Origin of the sequence: Leptolyngbya sp. GB1-A1 (assembly GCF_039962475.1) — a bacterium.
Lineage (GTDB): Bacteria > Cyanobacteriota > Cyanobacteriia > Elainellales > Elainellaceae > Leptolyngbya_A.
In genome coordinates, this window is the sequence record NZ_JAMPLI010000003.1 from 18,071 (window position 1) to 38,602 (window position 20,532).

A 20,532-nucleotide genomic window follows, 5' to 3' on the forward strand; every position below is an offset into this window, starting at 1 on the left:
CCAGCTTAACCATATTTAATTTCCCCTCACTTGTCCCTTTTGCCCACTCACCGCATAATGGGGCAGGAGACTTCGCCTTACCCTAGGGAGCGTCGGGCAGGGTGGAGTCTCTCACCTGAAGACTTTGATTGCATCCCCGTTTCGCTACAGCAATCTGGAAAAGCCAGGTCAGCAAGATTCCTAAACCTCGTACACTAGTGAAAGATATCGGCTGTTCAAAAGCCGACGAATTCTATTGACTTTCACGAAAAATCCTATGTCTCAAGCGTCTGGCGATCTGGCAATTCAACTCAGCGATCTGCGACAGGAAGCGCAGCAGGCGATCGCCTCTACCACCAGCCTGGATGACCTCGAACAGCTCCGCATTCGCTATCTGGGCAAAAAGGGCAGTCTTTCCCAGGTACTCGGCGCAATGGGCAAGGTGGATGCGGCGGAACGTCCTCGCATTGGGTCGCTGGCAAACGAAGTCAAGGAAGTCATCCAGGGCGAACTGGAGCAAAAGAAATCTGGATTGCAAGCGGCAGCGATCGAGGCAAGATTGGCAGCAGAAGCGATCGATGTGACGATGCCGGGAACGTTTCGTCCGCAGGGTCATGCTCACCCGCTCACCAGCACGATCGATCGGGCGTTGGATATCTTTGTGGGTCTGGGCTACACCGTGGCGCAGGGTCCCGAAATGGAAACCGACTACTATAACTTCGAGGCACTGAATACGCCCGCCGACCACCCTGCCCGCGATATGCAGGACACCTTCTACCTGCCGGACGGCAACTTGCTGCGGACGCACACCTCCTCTGTGCAGATTCGCTATATGGAAAATAATGAGCCTCCCATTCGGGTTGCGGCTCCCGGTCGGGTCTATCGTCGGGATACCGTTGATGCGACCCACGCTGCCGTGTTCCATCAAATCGAAATTTTGGCGATCGATGAAGGGCTGACCTTTACCGACTTGCGCGGCACAATCAAAATCTTCCTCGAATCGATGTTTGGCGATATCGAAGTGCGGTTCCGCCCCAGCTTCTTCCCCTTCACCGAACCGTCTGCCGAAGTAGACGTGAAATGGCGCGGTCGCTGGCTGGAAGTCCTGGGCTGCGGCATGGTCGATCCTAATGTGCTGAAAGCCGTCGGCTATGACCCAGAAATTTACACTGGATTTGCTGCCGGATTTGGCGTCGAGCGTTTCGCGATGGTGCTGCACCAGATTGATGATATTCGCCGCCTGTATGCCAGTGATTTGCGCTTTTTGAGGCAGTTCTAGCTTTTTGAGGCAGTTCTAGAGTAAAGGCAGTTAGGAAGGCAGTCAGGAAGGTGAGAGGGGATAGATCGTTAAAGTACGGGAGTTAGAAAGTACAGGAGTTAGATAGGGCGTTGGAACCACCTTTGGCATCAATTACGAGCCGCATGATTTCCTATTCTCCTGTCCCCTCATCCCCCACTGTTCCACTCCCTCTCACCTCATCTCCAAACTGCTGCACTGCCTGCCCGATCGCCTCTCTCAAATTTGCATATTTCTTAGCAAAGGGCGGTTGCCATTCACCCATTCCAAGTAAATCAGAGGTCACAAGCACCTGACCATCGCAGCGATCGCCTGCGCCAATGCCGATTGTCGGAATCGTGAGCTTTTCAGTGATTTGGGCGGCTAAGTCTGCGGGGATGTGTTCCAGGATGATCGAAAAGGCTCCGGCTGCCTGGAGGGCGATCGATTCTTCCAGGATGCGGGCAGCGGCTTCGGGGGAAGTGCCCTGCTTGCGAAATCCACCAAGCTGATGGACGGATTGGGGCGTGAGTCCGACATGGCCCATCACGGGAATGCCTGCCTGAACCAGCCGTTTCACGGTTTCTGCCATTGCCGGATAGCCGCCTTCGAGCTTGACTGCCTGGACTCCGGCTTCCTTGAGTGCCCGTCCTGCCGATCGCATTGCCTGCACTGCATCTTCCTGATAGCTCAGAAACGGCAGATCAAGCACCAGTAGAGCATTTTTGACCGCTCGACGGACGGCTTTGGCATGGTGCAGAATTTCGTCCAGCGTCAGGGGCACGGTCGTTTCATAGCCCAGGGCGACCATTGCCAGGGAATCGCCCACCAAAATCACATCCACCCCCGACTGATCCAGCACTTGCGCGATCAGATAGTCCCAGGCAGTCAGGACTACAATTTTCCGTCCCTGCTGTTTGTAACGAATGAGCTGCTGTGTGGTGACTGCCATAAATGCTTGACCGACGATAAATGTAATGATTTGTGGGTGAATTAAATTCTCGCTCCCGCGAGGGACAGGATTTCTCCTACCATTTCTTTGAGAGTATCAGGAAGACTTGACACTGTGCGGAGACAGCCATGACCCAGGAGCCAAAATCCCCTTCTAAAGCCGCCACCCTTCAGCGTTTGCTGGGACAATTCAGCGGCATTGCTCAGACAGTGCTGGCAGCAGGCGTGAAGCTCGGTGGCAATTTGCTGCGATCGGCTGGAAAACTTTGGTGGAATACAATTCTGCCCTTTGTGCAAGGGTTGCTCCCGGCTCCCTGGAATCGTCGTTTGTCGAAACCTGTTCTCACCGGAATCACGATCGCCCTACTCACTCTGCTCTTGTGGCTTGCTTCTACGCTGTCTCGCCCTGCGGTTTCTTCGGTTGAGGAGCCTCCGACTTCCAGCCAGGAGCTGCGCGCTCCCGAATCCAGGGCTTCTCGTCCTGAACCTGCCCTCTCGCCCGAAAAGCTGATCCGCCTTCAGGAAAAGCTGGCGCAGGTGACAGAATCCTACGGCGAGGCATTTATCCTATCTGTGCAGCCCGGAGTCCGGCATCATCTAACGTTGACTCTAGGCGATCGTTGGTATAGCCTGCCTGCTGAAACTCAAGACCAGCTGGCCCGCGAACTCTGGGAGCGATCGCGCCAGTTTGACTTTACGCAGCTCGAAATTCTTGATCTAGAAGACCAGCGCATTGCCCGGAGTCCGGTGGTGGGGCAACAAATGCTAATTTTGAAGCGATCGGGGCGTCTGCCTGTGATTGAGCCGCAGTCCTCTGAAGGGGTCGAGCCTTCTCCAGAACTTGCTCCAGCAGACGTTTTAGAACCTGTTCTGGAACCCGCCTTAGAACCCGAAACTCCTTTTTTGGAATCGCCAGACCTGTAGAAGCCTGTAAAAGAAGGTTGGAGCAGTATATTGACTCCTTTGTTCCGTTGTTCAGTTTGGGTAGTAATGCCTTCTTTGCAACCTGCCCTTAACGCTCCTCGGCTTTAATAATGTGAAATCCGTTTAGAATGCCGATCGTCTCAACGTAGTAGGACGGCAATGACCCATCCAGCAGCGACGGCAGCAGCGGATCGAGAGACAGGTTGGTTTGATAGACGCTCCACAGCCCGTAATTCTCGCGACGTGTTCCCTTGGCAACTAGGCTGGCGATCGCGGTCTGATTGTCCTGAATTGCCTGACTGCAAGCACCCGTGAGCAGGCTACCTGCATCGGGGCAAACTTCGGTCTGCAAATATTCGCTGAGTCGCTCGGTCGCGTATTGATCGAACGATGCTGGGCGTGGGTTCGTGATTGCCAGTGCTGCTCCCAGTCCTGCAAAAACAATGCCTGCAATGGTCAGTCTGCGAAAATGTTTCATGCTCGATCGCCCAATTGCTGAACTCAAATTACCTATCTCCCGCTTGATTATGACATCTAGATCAACTGTGAAGCAGGATGCTATAATGACTAACGCATGGCGAGCGTGGCCAAGTGGTTAAGGCAGCGGATTGTGGTTCCGCCACTCGGGGGTTCGAGTCCCCTCGTTCGCCCTCAAAAAGGGATTGCAGCACTCACCATTTGCAATATCTACTAAGCGTTAGAAGGCAAACTGGGTTCTGAGGTTCCACTGTGTGATCTATCCTGCTGTTGCTCTTTCAGCAAAAGACTAAAACAAAGCCCCTAACTGCGACCGAGTTGAGGGGCAAAATTTTGGAGCTATCTCAGCAAAGTCGTCATTTTAGGCAGGATTTTAGGCAAGATTTCAGCCAATCAGTTTGCCTCAGCAGCAGAACAGAGCAATTAATCCTTGTCGTACAGATCTAAGCCCAGCCCAAACTTAGCGGCAGCACGGCGAAACGCCATCGATTCCGCGTTGCTGGAAGGATCGCCATAGCTGCCGCAGTCAAGCAGTTCTTGTCCGGTTGCGGTGCGAACAAAATCACCTTCTTCGGCGTGAATGGTCAGCGAGTAGGTCAGCACAATCCGTTCCCCCATCACCTGAATGTGGGTAATTTCCCCTTCCCAGGCCGGTGCGTAGAAGTCGAGCAGTTTTGCGACGTGATACCAGGGAATATAGTCTAGATAGCTGACTTTCCCAGTTCTGCGGTCTTTTTTCTCAAGCTGTCCGATAAAGCGACGGGGAATGGGTTTTGCTAGGTCAGCCAGGATATCGGCGATCGGACGCCTAAACGTTTTGTGCAGCGATTGCTCGGTTTGTGGCTTGAGAGGGGTTACTTTAGCGTGAGTCATCGTTCAAAATCCTTGAAGTCGAGTCGCTCTTGATGAAATTTGACTAGGTAGAGTCTGACCTTAAGTGGCTTCAAAAGTGGCTTCAGAAATGGCTTCAATATATTGGGCTTGTAGTTCAACTGTACTAAATCTTTCTGGAAATGACCATATTCGAGCAGCAAAAGAATTTTTTAGACAAGGTGGCGATCGTCACTGGTGGAGCACAGGGCATTGGCAAAGCGATCGCGCTGCGGCTGTTGCAGGCAGGAGCACGAGTGATAATTGCTGACCAAGATGCTGAGGCAGGACAAGAGACGATCGAGGAATATCGAGAACTGGGACAGGTGCGGTTTGTGAAAACCGATGTGGCAGATGAAACAGCAGTTCGATCGATGGTGGAGCAAACGATCGCAGAATTTAATCGCCTGGATCTTCTGGTGAACAATGCGGGGATTGCTAATCCAAACAATGAGCCGATCGAACAGCTCACTCTGGAACGTTGGAATCGAATGCTGGGCGTTAACCTGACGGGTGTGTTTCTCTGCACAAAATATGCCGTTCCCTATCTGAGGCGGCAGAGCGGAGCAATTGTCAATATTGCCTCCACGAGAGCAGCGATGTCTGAACCTGATACCGAAGCTTATTCCACTACAAAGGGTGGACTAGTCGCGTTGACCCATGCGCTGGCAAATAGCCTCGGTCCTCAAATTCGCGTGAACTGTATCAGTCCGGGCTGGATTGCGGTCAGTGAATGGCAAAAGCGATCGAAGCGTCGCCTACCAAAACTCAGCGAAGCCGACCATCAGCAGCACCCGGTGGGACGAGTTGGTAAACCCGAAGATATTGCAGCGATGGTGCTTTATCTGGCTTCAGAGGAAGCTGGATTTATTACAGGTGTGAATCTGACGATTGATGGTGGAATGACGCACAAGATGACTTATTTAGGATAGTCTCTGGCATTGCTGCATCACCGTTTTAATCGTGATCATGCTGCCTGCTGCTGCTGCTGCTGCACGGGAATTTCAATCGTGAATTCTGTTCCATTTCCTGGAGTAGAACCACAGCTAATTCTGCCAGCGTGCTTATTTACAATCACTTCATAGGCGATCGCCAAGCCTAATCCCGTTCCTTTTCCGACTCCCTTAGTCGTGAACAAATGATCATAAATTTTTTGCTTCACGTCCTCCGTCATTCCAATTCCATTGTCTTTGATTCGAATGACAACAGATTGTTTATCATCTGTCATGCCAGTTTTAATCGTAATTCGGTTGGGCTTTTCTTTGAGTGATTCAAAGCTGCGTCCCTGATTTGATTCCTCCAGTGCATCGATCGCATTCGCCAGAATGTTCATAAATACCTGATTAAGCTGTCCTGGAAAACAGGAAACCACTGGAATATTGTCATACAGCCGCACAACTTCGATCGCTGGACGTTCCTCGTTTGCTTTGAGGCGGTATTTGAGAATCAGGATTGTGCTGTCAATGCCTTCATGCAAATTGAACTCTACCGGATGGTCTGTGTCGGCTCTTGAGAATGCTCTCAGGCTGGTGCTGATATCGCGTATCCGTTCCGTTGCACCTTTCATCGAGTTAATGAGTTTGGGTAAGTCTTTGACCAGGAATTCCAGATCGATCGTTTCTGCATGGTCTTTAATTGTGGAAATCGGATCAGGATATGCCTGCTGGTACTGATGCAAATGGCTCAGCAAATCCTCAACATATTCCGTTGTGTTACCGAGGCTGCCTTTTAGGAATCCGATCGGATTGTTGATTTCGTGGGCAACGCCAGCCACAAGATTTCCAAGTGCAGACATCTTCTCACTCTGAATCAGCTGCATCTGTGCGTGCTGAAGATCCTGGATAGCTTGTTCTAAATCCTGTGCCTGCTGTCGAAGCCGTGCCTCTGACTGAAGTAAAGCTGCTTCTGCCTGTTTGCGCTGTGTGACTTCCTGTTCAAGCTGCTGATATGCTTCAACTCGCATTGCCGCCGCCTGAATTGTCTGGGCAAGAAACTGAATTTCGTTATCCGGCAATTCCGATGGCATCACAAAACGATCGATACTTTGACTTTCTGTAATCGCTTTGTTTAAACGCTGAATTGGACGCAGGATTGTCTGCTGGACTAGCATCGTCATGAGTACCAGAATCACTAACATTCCAACCAGCAGCGTCAGCGTTGAAGCCGAGAAAGTTTGCCAGGTCTGCTGCTGCAATTTTTCGACATCAAGAATCGCAACCACCAATCCGCGTTGGTCTGCTTGACCAAACAGGCTGCTGCTAAAGGGCAAAATTTCTACCAGTGCCGCTTTGCCGTCCACCGTCGTTCTAGAGCTTGTGTCTGAACCTGTGCGAGACGCTTGCTGCAAATCCTGCGCCAGCTCTGGATAAATCGAGGCATAGGGCAGACTTTGTGATACTGTGCCGCTACGAGCGAGAGTTTGCCCATCAGGACTGACGATCGCCACTTCAACCACGGTGGGGAGCGTGGCATAGTTTTGAACAATGCGCTTGATGATGCTGGTATTGCCCAGTTCGAGCAAACCTTCGGTGGAAAACCCGACTCCCTGCGTAATCGATTGGGCACGCTGCTGAAGCTCCTGCTCCAGTTTCACTTGAATCAGGAAGTAGTTTAATCCTAAGGTAGTTAAGCCAACGGTTACCAAGGAAAGACCAAATCCGGCAAGTAGTTGACGAGATAAAGAATGATTTCCAAATCGAGAGGGATATTTCTTCATGGCTTCCATGCTTTCATTGCCTCACTGACCAGTGCTCCACCGATTTCCACATCTTGTCGAATCGTGCGACCATGACGGCGATCGGTCTGCAATAGCTGAACAATTTCGGCTTGTGCAGCCTTGAGGCGACCATTTGCCTGAAACATGCGTTGGTTTAAAGCGATGTCTCCTTTTTCTAGTCCTGCATAGTCACTCGCAAAAGCTTCACCGCTTTGTCCAAGTTTTTGCCCAACGGTGTCAAATACCTGAGTCGGCTTTGTTTCGACGGCGTGCATAATGTCAAACCATGCCAGCATGAACTGCTTTAATTCTGCTTTTTTGGCATTCATCATGCTGTCACTAGACATCAATATGTCTATGACTAAGCTATCAACCTGTTTAGTAGTATGAATGACGTTGCCCTTGATCTTTGCAGCCGTTTCACTTAGCATTGGCTCCCACAAGACAGCAGCATCGATCGCTCCAGATGCAACTTGCTCCGCTGCGACCTCATTAGAATAATCGAGAATTTCGACTTCGCTGGGTTGAACTTGATGCGCTTTCAGTGCCTCTAATAAAATCAAATGATTGACGGTTCCTAGCTTTGCACCGACTCGCTTGCCGCGCAGGTCTTCAACTGCTTGAATACCCGATGTGGCAACCATTCCATCCGCCCCCGCAGAAATATTAGCCGTCATCAACACCACAGGTTTGGCATTGCCTGGATCAACCTGCATCACATCCCAGAAAGAAGTAAATGCGGCATCCAGGCTACCTCGCATTGCTGCCCGGCTAGCATCCTGGTTGCTTTCAAATCGCACCAGTTCAACGTCCAGTCCTCGCTGCTTGAAAATCTCCGATGGTTCACCATAGAGTGCAACATCAAAACCAATCCAATTGGGAATTCCTACTCGCAATGGCTGGAGCGACTGATTAAACCCGATACTACAGGCATTAATCAACACCGCGAGGGAAAGGGCGATCGCAAACAAACTGAAAAAGGCAGGCTGAATCCTAGGTTGCAGATTTTGCTTCCATTGCATCCCCAAACAAGCAGCGATCGGCGCAATTCTCATGAATTCCCTCACTAAGTCTTAGGAGTAAGGTTCAACATTCAGCATTCCCAAGGACTGAGAAGGCGTAACAAGAATTTTTAGGAAATAATAAAAAGAATCTTTTAGTTCCCTTGTGTCCGATCGCCCTAAATTTCAACTGGATTGGTTACAAATAAAATTGGCAAAATTTGAACTCTTGTAAAGAACTAGCACAATCTGTAAAACAAACGAATCAAATTAAAGAAATTCTGGGGATGATAAACGAATTATAGATAGCTCTAGCCTCACTCCGGTTTGGGCTTACTACGAGGAAAGACATTATGCAGATTTCGCTTCAAACTGCCTACAAAAATCTCCGCTTGCTGGATCAGGTAGATATTGCAACAAGCGCATCCTATCGGCAGTTGGCTCAAGACATTCTTGCTGATCCCTCGATTAGTCTGGAATGGCGACAAGCCATTAGCAATCGTTTGAATCGTGCTAATTATTTGCTGACTCTGGTTACCGTGAGCGGCGACGATAGCTATTAAAAGAAAAAGCTGATTGGCAGCAATTGGCAGGAAAAGGACTGTGTAGCAGTCATACTGTAGCAGTCACAAGGAGCTTTAAAGCTGGGTTGTAAGGGAAATCCCTCTTGCAGCCCCTTTGTTTTTAGGCTTATTGCTCGACGCAGCTCAAAGCGTTTTTTCTTCTGGGCGAGCGCAATTTGTCAGGCTCTGTTGGCAAGGTTAAGGAAAACCAAAAAAGATAATTTTGATACCATTTGCCGTCAGTAAATTCAGTGATTGGGAATCAATAGTTTACGCCGAAATAAAACTTTCTCTACAAGTAAACACCCCTCGCCATTGATTGATCTGGGGTTAACCCGTGGCTGACCTACTAATTGGCTAATTTGAAAGTCTTTTATAAAGTTGTGTTTCGTGTTGCCGTTAAGAACAGCGAGTAGCAATGCTATGATGAAAAACGCTTTTGCCTGAAGCATTGCGTAAAACACCCCCTGAAAATTCTAAATTTGTTAGTTTTTAATGCTCCAAATGAATGCTTCAAATGATTGAGTCAATGAAAGTTCTCGAATTGTTACGAATGCTGCTAGAAGACACCCAGTTGAGAATGCAGATCTGACAATTTCCTTAAGACCTGTGATGCGATCGCATAACTTATTAGAGAATCTCTCAATTAGCTCTCGAAGCGTCGCTTTTGAAGCGAGATAGAAAAACACCGGTTTTTGCCCCCACTTCCTGCCACTTGTAAGGCATTTATCAATGAACAGTAATCAACTGCCACCGAAACAAGGTCTCTACGATCCACAATTTGAACACGACGCCTGCGGTGTTGGCTTCATCGTTCACATGAAAGGGCAAGCCTCCCACGACATTGTCGAGCAGGCACTCACCATTCTGCTGAACATCGACCACCGGGGTGCCTGCGGAGCCGAAACCAACACGGGCGATGGAGCCGGAATTTTGCTCCAGATTCCGCACCAGTTTCTGAAGAAAGTCGCGGCTACCGAAAACATCGCGCTTCCAGAGGCAGGTCGGTATGGGGTGGGGATGATCTACGGTTCCCCTGACCCTATCCGGCGGGAAGAAGGTCGCCGAGTGTTTGAGCAGATTGTGGCAGAAGAAGGGCAGAAGGTTCTGGGCTGGCGCGATGTGCCAACAGATAACGCGTCGCTGGGCAATTCGGCAAAAGCGAGCGAGCCGTTTATGCAGCAGGTATTCATCCAGCGAAATCCAGACCTGAAAGACGATCTGGCGTTTGAACGGAAGCTCTACGTGATTCGCAAACGATCGCACAGTGCCATTCGATCGCCCCAAATTGATTCTGCTTGGTATCCCTCTAGTTTGTCGTGCCGCACGATCGTCTATAAGGGAATGCTGATGCCCGTTCAGGTGGGACAATACTATTCCGACCTGCATGATCCCGATCTGGAAAGTGCGCTGGCGTTGGTACACTCGCGCTTCAGTACCAACACATTTCCAAGCTGGGAGCGATCGCACCCTTATCGCTACATTGCCCACAACGGGGAAATCAATACGCTGCGCGGCAACATCAACTGGATGCACGCCCGTCAGTCTCTGTTTGAATCAGAGGCATTTGGGGAAGACATTCACAAAATTCGCCCGGTGATCAACATTGACGGCAGCGATTCGCTGATTTTCGACAACGCGCTGGAACTGCTGGTGCTGGCGGGACGATCGCTCCCCCACGCCATGATGATGATGATCCCGGAACCGTGGACAGCGCATGAGTCGATGAGTGATGAGAAAAAGGCGTTTTACGAATACCATTCCTGCCTGATGGAACCGTGGGATGGTCCTGCCTCGATCGCCTTTACGGATGGCACCATGATGGGGGCAGTGCTCGATCGAAATGGGCTACGTCCTTCTCGCTATTACGTCACGCACGATGATCTGGTGATCATGGCATCGGAGGCGGGTGTATTGCCGATCGAGCCAGAGCGGGTGAAACAAAAGGGAAGACTGCAACCGGGACGGATGTTCCTGGTGAATATGCAGGAAGGGCGAATTGTTGCTGATGAGGAAATTAAACAGCAGATTGCGACGGAGAATCCCTATCGAGAATGGCTGGATCAATATCTGGTGGATTTAGCACAGTTGCCGGAAGTGAATCTTGCCGATCCGGTTCTGGCAGCGAATCCTGACCTGACGACCGTAATGCAGCAACAGATCGCCTTCGGATACACCTTTGAGGAAGTGCGCTTACTGTTAACTCCGATGGCGCGAGATGGCGTAGAAGCCGTGGGATCAATGGGATCAGATACGCCGCTCGCTGTGCTGTCCGATCGCCCTAAGCTGCTCTACGACTATTTCCAGCAGCTATTCGCGCAGGTGACGAACCCGCCGATCGACTCGATTCGCGAAGAGATTATTACGTCTGCGGATACGACGATCGGATCGGAGCGCAATTTGCTGGAGCCAGTGCCGGAAAGCTGTCATTTAATCAAACTGAAAACGCCGATTCTTAGCAATGAAGACTTGGCGAAACTCAAGGGATTGAACGCGGACGGCTTTAAGTCGGTGATGATTCCGTCACTGTTTGATCCAAAGAACGGTGTACAGGGATTAGAACAGGCGATCGAATCTATCTGTGAACAGGCAGATCAAGCGATTGCGAATGGCGTAAATATCTTAATCCTGAGCGATCGGGGAGTGAATGCAAAGCAGGCTTCCATTCCTGCCCTGCTGGCAGTTGCCGGACTGCATCACCATCTGATCCGCCAGGGAACCCGGACGCGAGTGGGAATTGTCCTGGAGTCGGGCGAACCGCGCGAAGTGCATCACTATGCGACGCTGATTGGCTACGGCTGCGGCGGAATTAATCCCTATCTGGCGTTTGAGACGATCGCAAACATGATTGATCAGGGCTTGCTGGTGGGCGTAGACTACAAAACCGCCTGTAAGAACTACATCAAAGCCGCAACAAAAGGCGTGGTCAAAGTGGCTTCCAAAATTGGAATCTCGACGCTGCAAAGCTACCGGGGCGCGCAAATCTTTGAGGCGATCGGCTTGAATCAGACTGTGATCGATCGCTACTTTACCTGGACGGCTTCTCGCATTGAAGGGGCTGATCTAGAGGTCATTGCCAAAGAAGCGGTATCGCGTCATAGTCATGCGTTTCCCGAACGGGAAGTCAACGGTCACACGCTGGATGTGGGCGGCGAGTACCAGTGGCGGAAAGAGGGCGAGGCACACCTGTTTAGCCCAGAAACGATTCACGCATTACAAAAATCGGTTCGCACGGGCAGCTACGACCAGTACAAAACCTACGCCCGACTGGTGAACGAGCAAAACCAGAAGCATTTCACGCTGCGTGGTCTGCTCGACTTTAAACCCCGCCAAGCGATCCCGATCGAAGAAGTGGAACCGATCGAATCAATCATGGCTCGCTTCAAAACGGGAGCAATGAGCTACGGCTCGATCTCCAAAGAAGCCCATGAGGCGTTAGCGATCGCGATGAACCGGATCGGCGGTAAATCGAATACGGGAGAGGGCGGCGAAGATCCCGAAAGATATACCTGGACGAACGATCGCGGCGATTCAAAAAATAGCGCGATTAAGCAGGTTGCCTCAGGACGATTTGGCGTGACGAGTCTCTATCTCTCGCAGGCAAAAGAGATCCAAATCAAGATGGCACAGGGGGCAAAACCCGGTGAAGGTGGACAGTTGCCCGGTCGCAAAGTTTATCCCTGGATCGCCAAAGTGCGTCACTCGACTCCGGGCGTGGGTTTAATTTCGCCGCCGCCGCACCACGATATTTACTCGATCGAAGACTTGGCGGAACTGATTCACGATCTGAAGAACGCCAATCGCAATGCCCGGATCAGCGTCAAGCTGGTGTCCGAAGTGGGAGTCGGGACGATCGCTGCCGGAGTTTCCAAAGCTCATGCCGATGTCGTGCTGATTTCTGGATTTGATGGCGGTACGGGAGCCTCGCCCCAAACGTCGATCAAACACGCCGGGCTGCCGTGGGAATTGGGACTTGCAGAAACGCATCAAACGCTGGTGCTGAACAATCTGCGATCGCGCATCGTGGTCGAAACCGACGGACAAATGAAGACCGGACGCGATGTCGTGATTGCGGCTCTGCTGGGCGCAGAAGAGTTTGGCTTTGCCACGGCTCCCCTGGTGACGCTCGGCTGCATCATGATGCGGGTTTGCCACCTGAACACCTGTCCGGTCGGCGTGGCGACCCAAGATCCGCAGCTGCGGAAAAACTTTGTGGGTGATCCTGAACATACGGTGAACTTCATGAAGTTTATCGCGCAGGAAACTCGCGAACTGATGGCAGAACTCGGCTTCCGCACGCTAGACGAGATGGTCGGACGAACGGAGGTACTGGAAGCCAAGCAGGCGATCGATCACTGGAAAGCGAAAGGTTTGGATATTTCCAGGATTCTGTATCAGCCAGAAGCTGGTGATGAAATTGGGAGATATTGTCAGATCGCTCAGGATCATGGTCTGGAGAAATCTCTGGATATGACGGTGCTGCTAGATCTGTGCAAAGGGGCGATCGAAAATGGTGAACCCATCAAAGCTACCTTGCCGATTAAGAATATCAACCGCGCAGTCGGCACGATTCTCGGCAACGAAATCACCAAACGTCACTGGCAGGGATTACCGGAAGATACCGTTCATTTACACTTCCAGGGCAGTGCCGGACAAAGCTTTGGGGCATTTGTGCCAAAAGGGGTGACGCTGGAACTGGAAGGTGATGCGAATGATTACTTTGGGAAAGGGTTGAGCGGCGGCAAGATTATCCTGTATCCGCACAAGAACTCGACCTTCGTGGCAGAAGAAAACATCATCGTCGGTAACGTTGCCCTGTATGGTGCGACCTCTGGCGAAATGTACATTCGCGGTATTGCCGGAGAACGCTTTTGCGTCCGTAACTCTGGGGTCACTGCCGTGGTGGAAGCGGTGGGCGATCACGGCTGCGAATATATGACGGGCGGTAAAGTCGTGATTTTGGGAACAACGGGGCGCAACTTTGCGGCAGGGATGAGCGGCGGCGTTGCCTACATCCTCAACGAGTCCGGTGATTTTGCCGATCGCTGTAACAAACAAATGGTCGATCTCGAAACTCTGAACGACCCTGAAGAAATTGCCGAACTGCGGCAGATCATTCAAAACCACGCTGCCTATACCGGAAGCGAAAAAGCCAAACAGGTGCTCGAACACTGGGAGGCGATACTGCCCAAATTTGTCAAAGTCATGCCCAGAGATTACAAGCGCGTATTGCAGGCAATTAAGAATGCGATCGCTGCCGGACTCAGTGGGGATGATGCTCTGACCGCTGCTTTTGAAGAAAATGCTCGTGATGTTGCCCGAATTGGAGGAAGTTGAGACATGGGAAAACCAACTGGCTTTATTGAATATCTGCGCGAATTGCCTTCAGAACTGGAACCTCTAAACCGGATTCGGAATTGGGATGAGTTCCACCTGCCCATGCCGGAAGACCGACTCCGCACGCAAGGGGCACGCTGCATGGACTGCGGCACGCCTTTCTGCCATACCGGAACCATGATTAGCGGCATGGCGAGCGGTTGCCCGATTAATAACCTGATTCCCGAATGGAATGATCTGGTGTATCGCGGTTTGTGGCAGGAAGCCCTCGATCGTCTGCACAAAACCAACAACTTCCCCGAATTTACCGGGCGCGTCTGTCCTGCTCCCTGCGAAGGTTCCTGCGTCCTGGGCATTCATAACCCTCCGGTGACGATCAAGAACATTGAATACTCGATCGTCGAAAAAGGCTGGGAGAATGGCTGGATTACCGCAGATCCCCCCCCGAAACGGACGGGCAAAAATGTCGCGATTATCGGATCAGGTCCGGCTGGACTGGCGGCTGCCGCGCAGCTCAATCGGGCGGGTCACTGGGTTACGGTTTATGAAAGAGCCGATCGTCCCGGTGGACTGCTGATGTACGGCATCCCCAACATGAAGCTGGACAAAGAACAGGTCGTGCTGCGCCGCCTGGGAATCCTGGAGCAGGAAGGCGTGAAGTTTATCTGCAATACGGAAGTTGGAAAAGATATCCCTGCGGAAACGCTGCTGAAGGAATACGATGCGGTGGTTCTCTGCACAGGCGCAACCAAGCCGCGTGATTTGCCGATCGAAGGTCGTCCGCTTAAAGGGATTCACTTCGCAATGGAATTCCTGACGGACAACACCAAAGCGGTGCTCGATCGCCAGCCCGGAGACTCGTTCATCTCAGCGGCAGGCAAAGACGTGGTGATCATCGGCGGCGGAGACACCGGAACCGACTGTGTCGGCACTTCGATTCGGCACGGCTGCACCCAGGTCGTCCAGCTCGAAATCATGCCCAAACCGCCCTCTGAGCGGGCAGCAGACAACCCCTGGCCCGAATGGCCTAAGGTCTACAAAATGGACTACGGACAGGAAGAAGCTGCCGCACTGTATGGTCACGATCCTCGCGCTTACCTGACGACTGCGACCCACTTTGAAGGCGATGCCGATGGCAATGTCAAAGCCGTTCATGTGGTTGATGTGCAGTGGGAGCGGAACGAGAAAGGGCAATTCATCCCGAAACAGATTCCCGGTACAGAGCAAGTCATTCCTGCTCAGCTTGTCCTGCTGGCAATGGGATTTCTCGGACCCGAACAGCCCCTCCTCGATGCCCTCGGACTCGATCGCGATCCGCGCAGCAATGTGAAAGCGGAGTATGGCTCCTATGCCACTAGCATTCCGGGCGTGTTTGCCGCAGGCGACTGTCGGCGGGGTCAAAGTCTCGTGGTCTGGGCAATGAATGAAGGGCGAGGGGTTGCCCGCGAGTGCGATCGATATCTGATGGGAGCCACGGATTTGCCCTAAGGCAACGTCTTGGAGATGTCCTGAGTTGCACATCCTCTCCCATTTCAAGGAGTGATGTTCTAAAAGAGCGAGGGGGGACTTTGAGTATCGGGAGGATGCTCAGTTCCCCTCAGAATTGATCCGTTCGGAGGGCGATCTGAGTTGCAATCGCGACCTTTAAAACACCAAAACACCGTCTGAAATCAAGCCGATTAGACTGTTAATTAGACTAATTATCAGATTTTTCAATATGAGAACGAATATCGTTTAAATCAATATAGCGATCGGTGGCATTTCGCAGTTCTCGTGCAATCATGCCTTCGGTTGAAACGACTGTAATGTGGGTATTTTTGGCGCGCAGAAGTTCGATCGCCCGCTCAAAATCTCCGTCTCCGCTAAACAAAATCACCTGATCATACTGATCGACGGTGCTAAACATATCAACGACAATTTCAATGTCCAGATTTGCTTTTTGAGAGATGCGACCCGAACTATCGTCGTAGTACTCTTTCAAAATTTTTGTGCGAACGGTGTAGCCCAAACTGATTAGCGCGTCGCGAAAGCCTCGCTGATCCTGCGGGTCTTTTAGTCCGGTGTACCAGAAGGCATTCACCAGCTTGACATCAGTAATAGTACGGGTAAAGTATTCCAGCACCCGTCTTGGATCAAAGAACCACCCATTCTTTTGTTGAGCATAAAACATATTGTTGCCGTCTACAAAAATCGAAAGACGGTTCATCGATGAAGACATAGAAGCTTTAGACCTATATTTTTTAGAATTTTTAGGAAAAAGTTGAAGGATGGAAACTCAAATAAAGCGTTAGAGATAGGTGTGTCAATTGCGGCCCGCTGCCATTTTCAGGCAATCAGTAAAACCAGACAAATCAAAATCAACAAAATGATCGCTTCTGGCTGTAATCAGCCACTCGTAATCAGCCATTTGTAGTCAAGTCAATTTTATACGCGCAGCAGCCAGACTTGTAAAGTCAACTGTGCTGGATCACAGCAATCCGAGTTGAGAAGTCACAGCCGCCGCCGCAGTCAATCATCCTCCTAATGTCAGTGAAATGTCAGCAAAAACCTAAATTTGAGCATTATTTTGAGCATTATAAATTGAACATTATAGAATTGTTAAGTTAAAGTCAGCGATACGCCTCCAATGTTACAGCAAATCGCTCTCAGTGCAGCCTTTGACCCGATCGCAGGCTTCCTGTTGCTGATGGTAAAGGGCGTTTTCCTCAGGAGGCAGAGGATGTATCCGTCTGATACGAGCACCAGTCACTCCAGCTTCCGGCATAGAGCTTTCCCTGGGGCAAGTCTGCCATTGCCAGCGACAGCAGATTGACACAGGCCGTCACACCCGACCCGCAGTAGACCCAAATTTCTGGCGCATTTTGAATGTCTGACCATCGCTGCTGCTGAACCACCGGAGGCTGTGCCAATCCATCTGCGCCCGTCACTTCCTGCCAGGGATAGTTCACCGCACCAGGAATATGACCTGCGATCGGATCGATCGGCTCCCGTTCTCCTCGATAGCGTTCTGCTTCTCGCGAATCAACCAGCACAATGCCTGGATGATTTTGGCTTGCCCTGACTGTTTCGATATCGATTACCCAATCTGACCGCACCTGGGGCACAAAGTTGCCGGGTTGGGCGATCGAAGGTTCGCGGCTGACGGGATAGCCTTTGTCCTGCCAGGTTTGAAAGCCGCCGTCGAGCAGCACCACCTGATCATGTCCGAGATAGCGCAAGAGCCACCAGAGCCGCGCCGCAAAGCCAAACCGCGAATCGTCATAAGCCACGACGAGCGTTGGTTCCTGCCCCAATGCAGCTGATCGAATGCCGATCGCCTTGAGCTTCTCTGCTAGAATTGCCGGGTCGGGGAGGGGATGTCGTCCGCCGTGTTGCCCGACTGGACTGGATAAGTCCCGATTCAGATCCAGATAAAACGCGCCAGGAATATGGCTTGTGCGGTATTGCTCCTGTCCCAACTCAGGCTGCATCAGCGAAAAGCGACAGTCTACGATCGCAATCCGGGAATCGTTCAGATGCTCCGCCAGCCAATCGGGAGAAACAATCCAGCCTGAGCGTGAGACATTCCAGATCGGAGAGTGGGTTGAATGGGTCATTGCCTGTAATTTTGTTCTGGTTTGTTCTGGGTCGCCCGCACCGTTTCTTAGCCCTTCCATTTTGGGAAAGCCTGGCTTATTGGCTTAAGTTGATCAAAGAAAACCCGTTGCCAGCAGTGCGTCCTCGGCAATCTAGAAATCCTGTCCTGAATTATCTGAATTATAGGAATTATAAATAGTAAGTGCTGTGCATCAACTCTTGCGAGTCGGTCATCGCAGTCAGTCATTGCAATCAGTGATTGCGATCGCCCCAACTGTCCGGTAAAACCTTAGAGGAGGGTCTGTCACAATTGTGATCATGAAAACCCTATTTCGACAGTGAATTTCTTGCGTGAACGGGGGCGATCGGCGTGAAAATTTGGGTCAATGAGCAAATCGATTCTTCTGGGATTATCCGGGCTTGTATTGCTTGCTGCAACGAGGTTCAGGCGCAGGAGTGCCACGATTCGTTTGAAGCAAACCTGACGACGGCTCAGAAACAGGAGGGGTGGTTTACGCAGATGCGAGAGGTGGAGTCGTGGGATGAGGTTCCGGTGAATGCATTGAAGCTGGATTAGGGGGAGTCGAGGGAGTCGAGGGAGCTGAGGGGTGGAAAGGTGAGGGGATTACTTGGGATGGGGAGAGGTGCGATCGAGGAAGAGGGTGACCAGGGCATTGACCAAGCGATCGCCTGCCAAGGGTGCAACCTCTTTGCCATAGAGAATTTCTTGAGCAATTAAGAAAGAGATCAGGGAGCCGCAGAAGATCTGGGCAGTGGCTTCGGGGTCAGCGATGCGAAGTTCGGGGTGACGCTGGAAGTAGTCGGTCAGGATCGATCGCCCTCGCTGAATGACCGTGCGGGTGTAGAGGCTGGCGAGTTCGGGGAAGCGGGCAGATTCAGAAATAATAATTCGCAGCAGGCTCAGGAATTCTGGGTCTGCCATTTTTTGCAGAAACGATTCGGCGAAGTATCGCAGCAGTTCGGGTTCGTCGCTCAATTCCTCGGCACGGAAGATGTGCTGCATTCGATCGATCGTCACCCGTTCAATTAGAGCGGTAAATAGCCCTTGTTTATCTTGAAAGTAACTATAGATAGTTTGCTTGGAGACACCCGCCGCCGCCGCAACCCGATCCATGCTGGTGCTGGCGTAGCCCTGGCTTAAAAACACCTGCATTGCGCCCTGCAAAATCTGCTCTCGCTTGTCGCTGCCAATTACCTCAAGGGGGGAACTGCTGTGCATTGTGGCTTTGCTTGTCTCTGGCTTCAAGGGGTGGGTTTCAAAGAGGGGTTCAAGGAGGTTAAAGCTCTATCCTGTCCAAGAGGTCAGACCCAAGAATTTGCTTCATGCTCCTAGATCAGGGTCGTTTAATCCCTGCTATGTAAACAATTTTCAGGGATGCTTGTCCGGTTTGGGCGATCGCGCTAGGATTTTGCTTGTAATCATACTAGACAGTCTAGTGTGATCAAAGTTCCTTCCCCGGCTCCCTTTTCAAAACTTATTTCTCTCTGTATCTCCTTCTATCTCTTTCCTTCCCCGTATTTCTCTGAAATCTGTCTCAAGTCCCCCTCAAAGATTTCTCTCAAATCATTCGACTCTGGCGGTTCCCCGTATGGCACAAACACTTCCCAGTTCTGAAAAGACTGCCGTTCCGCCCGTGGTTCAGCCCCGATCGCGCCGCAAAAGGTTTCTGTTGCCGATCGCCCTGTTGGCTGCCGGGGGAGGATTAACTGCCTGGTATTTTCTGTCGCGCCCCGCTACAGACGAACTACAGCTCAGTGGACGGATTGAAGGCTACGAAACAGATGTGGGCACTCAGGTGCCGGGGCGAGTCGAAGAAGTCACCGTGCGGGAAGGGGCACAGGTGCAAAAAGGACAGCTTTTAGCGCGGCTGGACGATGATGAACTGCGGGCACAGCTCGCCGGAACCGAAGCCCGGATTCAATCTGCCAAAAATCAGGTACAAAATGCTCAGCTCCAGCTCAATGTGCTGCAAACTCAGATCGAGGAGGCACAGTTGCGGCTTCAGCAAGCAGAGGGCGATACGCAGGGGCGTGTTTCTCAGGCAGAGGCGCAGGTCGCCGCCGCCCAGGCACAGCTCGAACAGGCACGGGCACAGGTAACAGAGGCCCAGGCACAGCTTGAGCTAGCCCGCCAGGATCGCGATCGATTTGCTCAGCTCGTCCAGGAAGGGGCAGTCACTCAGCAGCGATTTGACGAAGCGAATGCCGCATTTCGCACCGCACAGGCAACCCTCACTAGTCGGCAAGCAGCGGTGAATGCAGCCCAGCGTCAGATTACGGCGGCTCAGGGCGGACTGACTCAGACGCAAACCACCACGCTTAACCCCGAAATTAACACCGTGCAGCTCGATCGCCTCAATGCTCAGGTAGCGCAGGCACGGGCACAGCTCGCCGCCGCCCAGGCAGAAGTCCGCAATGCCGAAGCAGAACGTCAGCGGATTGTGGCGCAGCTCAACGATCTAACGATCAATAGCCCGATTAACGGCGTGATTACCGATCGCACCGTAGAACCGGGAACGGTCGTGACGGCAGGCAAAACGCTGCTGACTGTGCTCGATTTAAACACGGTGTATCTGCGCGGCTTTATTCCAGCAGGACAGATTGGCTTAGTCCGAGTTGGGCAGCGTGCGAACGTGTACCTTGACTCTGACCCAGACCGCCCACTGGTTGCCAGCGTGGTCGAGATTGATTCGGAAGCCTCGTTTACCCCGGAGAATATCTACTTTCGAGAAGACCGGGTGCAGCAGGTGTTTGGTGTGAAGCTGGCGATCGAGGAACCGGGCGGATTTGCCAAGCCGGGAATGCCTGCGGACGCAACAATCGAACCTAATCGTTAGCCAA

At 51.7% G+C, this 20,532-nt stretch carries 16 protein-coding genes and 1 tRNA gene; 9 read left to right on the top strand and 8 right to left on the bottom strand.

Annotation, left to right across the window (positions count from 1 at the left end):
* Positions 1–256 precede the first annotated feature (256 nt).
* The gene (pheS, locus tag NDI45_RS03920) at positions 257–1,258 is read left to right on the top strand and encodes a phenylalanine--tRNA ligase subunit alpha (RefSeq protein ID WP_348246460.1); all 1,002 of its coding nucleotides are present in this window, start codon (positions 257–259) and stop codon (positions 1,256–1,258) included.
* A gap of 151 nt (positions 1,259–1,409) precedes the next feature.
* Here pheS and panB read toward each other — a convergent pair whose 3' ends face one another.
* Positions 1,410–2,207 (bottom strand): 3-methyl-2-oxobutanoate hydroxymethyltransferase, encoded by a 798-nt coding sequence (gene panB / locus NDI45_RS03925; protein ID WP_348246462.1) that lies wholly within the window; start codon positions 2,205–2,207, stop codon positions 1,410–1,412.
* Between the two features lie 128 nt (positions 2,208–2,335).
* On the opposite strand from panB, the gene NDI45_RS03930 reads away from it, so the two are divergent.
* The gene (locus NDI45_RS03930) at positions 2,336–3,130 is read left to right on the top strand and encodes a hypothetical protein (RefSeq protein ID WP_348246464.1); all 795 of its coding nucleotides are present in this window, start codon (positions 2,336–2,338) and stop codon (positions 3,128–3,130) included.
* A gap of 88 nt (positions 3,131–3,218) precedes the next feature.
* Here the strand turns inward: NDI45_RS03930 and NDI45_RS03935 are convergent, their stop codons facing one another.
* The gene (locus NDI45_RS03935) at positions 3,219–3,635 is read right to left on the bottom strand and encodes a DUF4359 domain-containing protein (protein WP_190793819.1); all 417 of its coding nucleotides are present in this window, start codon (positions 3,633–3,635) and stop codon (positions 3,219–3,221) included.
* Between the two features lie 72 nt (positions 3,636–3,707).
* On the opposite strand from NDI45_RS03935, the gene NDI45_RS03940 reads away from it, so the two are divergent.
* Positions 3,708–3,780, top strand: a tRNA-His gene (locus NDI45_RS03940).
* 250 nt (positions 3,781–4,030) lie between these two features.
* On the opposite strand, the gene NDI45_RS03945 is transcribed toward NDI45_RS03940, so the two are convergent.
* Complete coding sequence (locus NDI45_RS03945) at positions 4,031–4,480, bottom strand: DUF1071 domain-containing protein (RefSeq protein ID WP_190793818.1); 450 nt, start codon at positions 4,478–4,480, stop codon at positions 4,031–4,033.
* A gap of 140 nt (positions 4,481–4,620) precedes the next feature.
* On the opposite strand from NDI45_RS03945, the gene NDI45_RS03950 reads away from it, so the two are divergent.
* Entirely contained in the window at positions 4,621–5,409 is a 789-nt protein-coding gene (locus NDI45_RS03950; protein ID WP_190793817.1) for an SDR family oxidoreductase, read from the top strand.
* A 35-nt stretch (positions 5,410–5,444) separates the two neighbouring features.
* Here NDI45_RS03950 and NDI45_RS03955 read toward each other — a convergent pair whose 3' ends face one another.
* Both NDI45_RS03955 and NDI45_RS03960 read right to left on the bottom strand, forming a co-directional pair.
* A complete protein-coding gene (locus tag NDI45_RS03955; protein WP_348246467.1) occupies positions 5,445–7,202 on the bottom strand; it encodes an ATP-binding protein in 1,758 nt (585 codons plus the stop codon).
* Positions 7,190–8,248, bottom strand: coding sequence for an ABC transporter substrate-binding protein (locus NDI45_RS03960; RefSeq protein WP_348246469.1), 1,059 nt, complete (start codon positions 8,246–8,248; stop codon positions 7,190–7,192). The genes NDI45_RS03955 and NDI45_RS03960 overlap by 13 nt, the downstream gene beginning before the upstream one ends.
* Positions 8,249–8,547: 299 nt before the next feature.
* Between NDI45_RS03960 and NDI45_RS03965 the strand changes: the two genes are divergently transcribed.
* The 3 genes from NDI45_RS03965 (at position 8,548) to gltD (ending at position 15,582) form a co-directional block, all read left to right on the top strand.
* Entirely contained in the window at positions 8,548–8,757 is a 210-nt protein-coding gene (locus tag NDI45_RS03965; RefSeq protein WP_348246471.1) for a hypothetical protein, read from the top strand.
* A 732-nt stretch (positions 8,758–9,489) separates the two neighbouring features.
* On the top strand, positions 9,490–14,094 hold the full coding sequence (gene gltB / locus NDI45_RS03970) for a glutamate synthase large subunit (RefSeq protein ID WP_348246473.1): 4,605 nt from the start codon (positions 9,490–9,492) through the stop codon (positions 14,092–14,094).
* Positions 14,095–14,097: 3 nt separating this feature from the next.
* Positions 14,098–15,582 carry a glutamate synthase small subunit gene (gene gltD, locus NDI45_RS03975; RefSeq protein ID WP_348246475.1) on the top strand — a complete coding sequence of 495 codons (1,485 nt, stop codon included), beginning with the start codon at positions 14,098–14,100 and terminating at the stop codon, positions 15,580–15,582.
* 208 nt (positions 15,583–15,790) lie between these two features.
* Here gltD and NDI45_RS03980 read toward each other — a convergent pair whose 3' ends face one another.
* Positions 15,791–16,312 carry an NYN domain-containing protein gene (locus NDI45_RS03980; protein ID WP_348246477.1) on the bottom strand — a complete coding sequence of 174 codons (522 nt, stop codon included), beginning with the start codon at positions 16,310–16,312 and terminating at the stop codon, positions 15,791–15,793.
* Positions 16,313–16,799: 487 nt separating this feature from the next.
* Complete coding sequence (locus NDI45_RS03985; RefSeq protein ID WP_348246721.1) at positions 16,800–17,690, bottom strand: sulfurtransferase; 891 nt, start codon at positions 17,688–17,690, stop codon at positions 16,800–16,802.
* A 350-nt stretch (positions 17,691–18,040) separates the two neighbouring features.
* Here NDI45_RS03985 and NDI45_RS03990 point away from each other — a divergent pair, with 350 nt between their 5' ends.
* On the top strand, positions 18,041–18,247 hold the full coding sequence (locus NDI45_RS03990; RefSeq protein ID WP_190791761.1) for a glycogen debranching protein: 207 nt from the start codon (positions 18,041–18,043) through the stop codon (positions 18,245–18,247).
* A 48-nt stretch (positions 18,248–18,295) separates the two neighbouring features.
* Here the strand turns inward: NDI45_RS03990 and NDI45_RS03995 are convergent, their stop codons facing one another.
* On the bottom strand, positions 18,296–18,910 hold the full coding sequence (locus tag NDI45_RS03995) for a TetR/AcrR family transcriptional regulator (RefSeq protein WP_348246480.1): 615 nt from the start codon (positions 18,908–18,910) through the stop codon (positions 18,296–18,298).
* Between the two features lie 370 nt (positions 18,911–19,280).
* Here NDI45_RS03995 and NDI45_RS04000 point away from each other — a divergent pair, with 370 nt between their 5' ends.
* Positions 19,281–20,528 (top strand): HlyD family efflux transporter periplasmic adaptor subunit, encoded by a 1,248-nt coding sequence (locus NDI45_RS04000; protein WP_348246482.1) that lies wholly within the window; start codon positions 19,281–19,283, stop codon positions 20,526–20,528.
* Positions 20,529–20,532 lie beyond the last annotated feature (4 nt).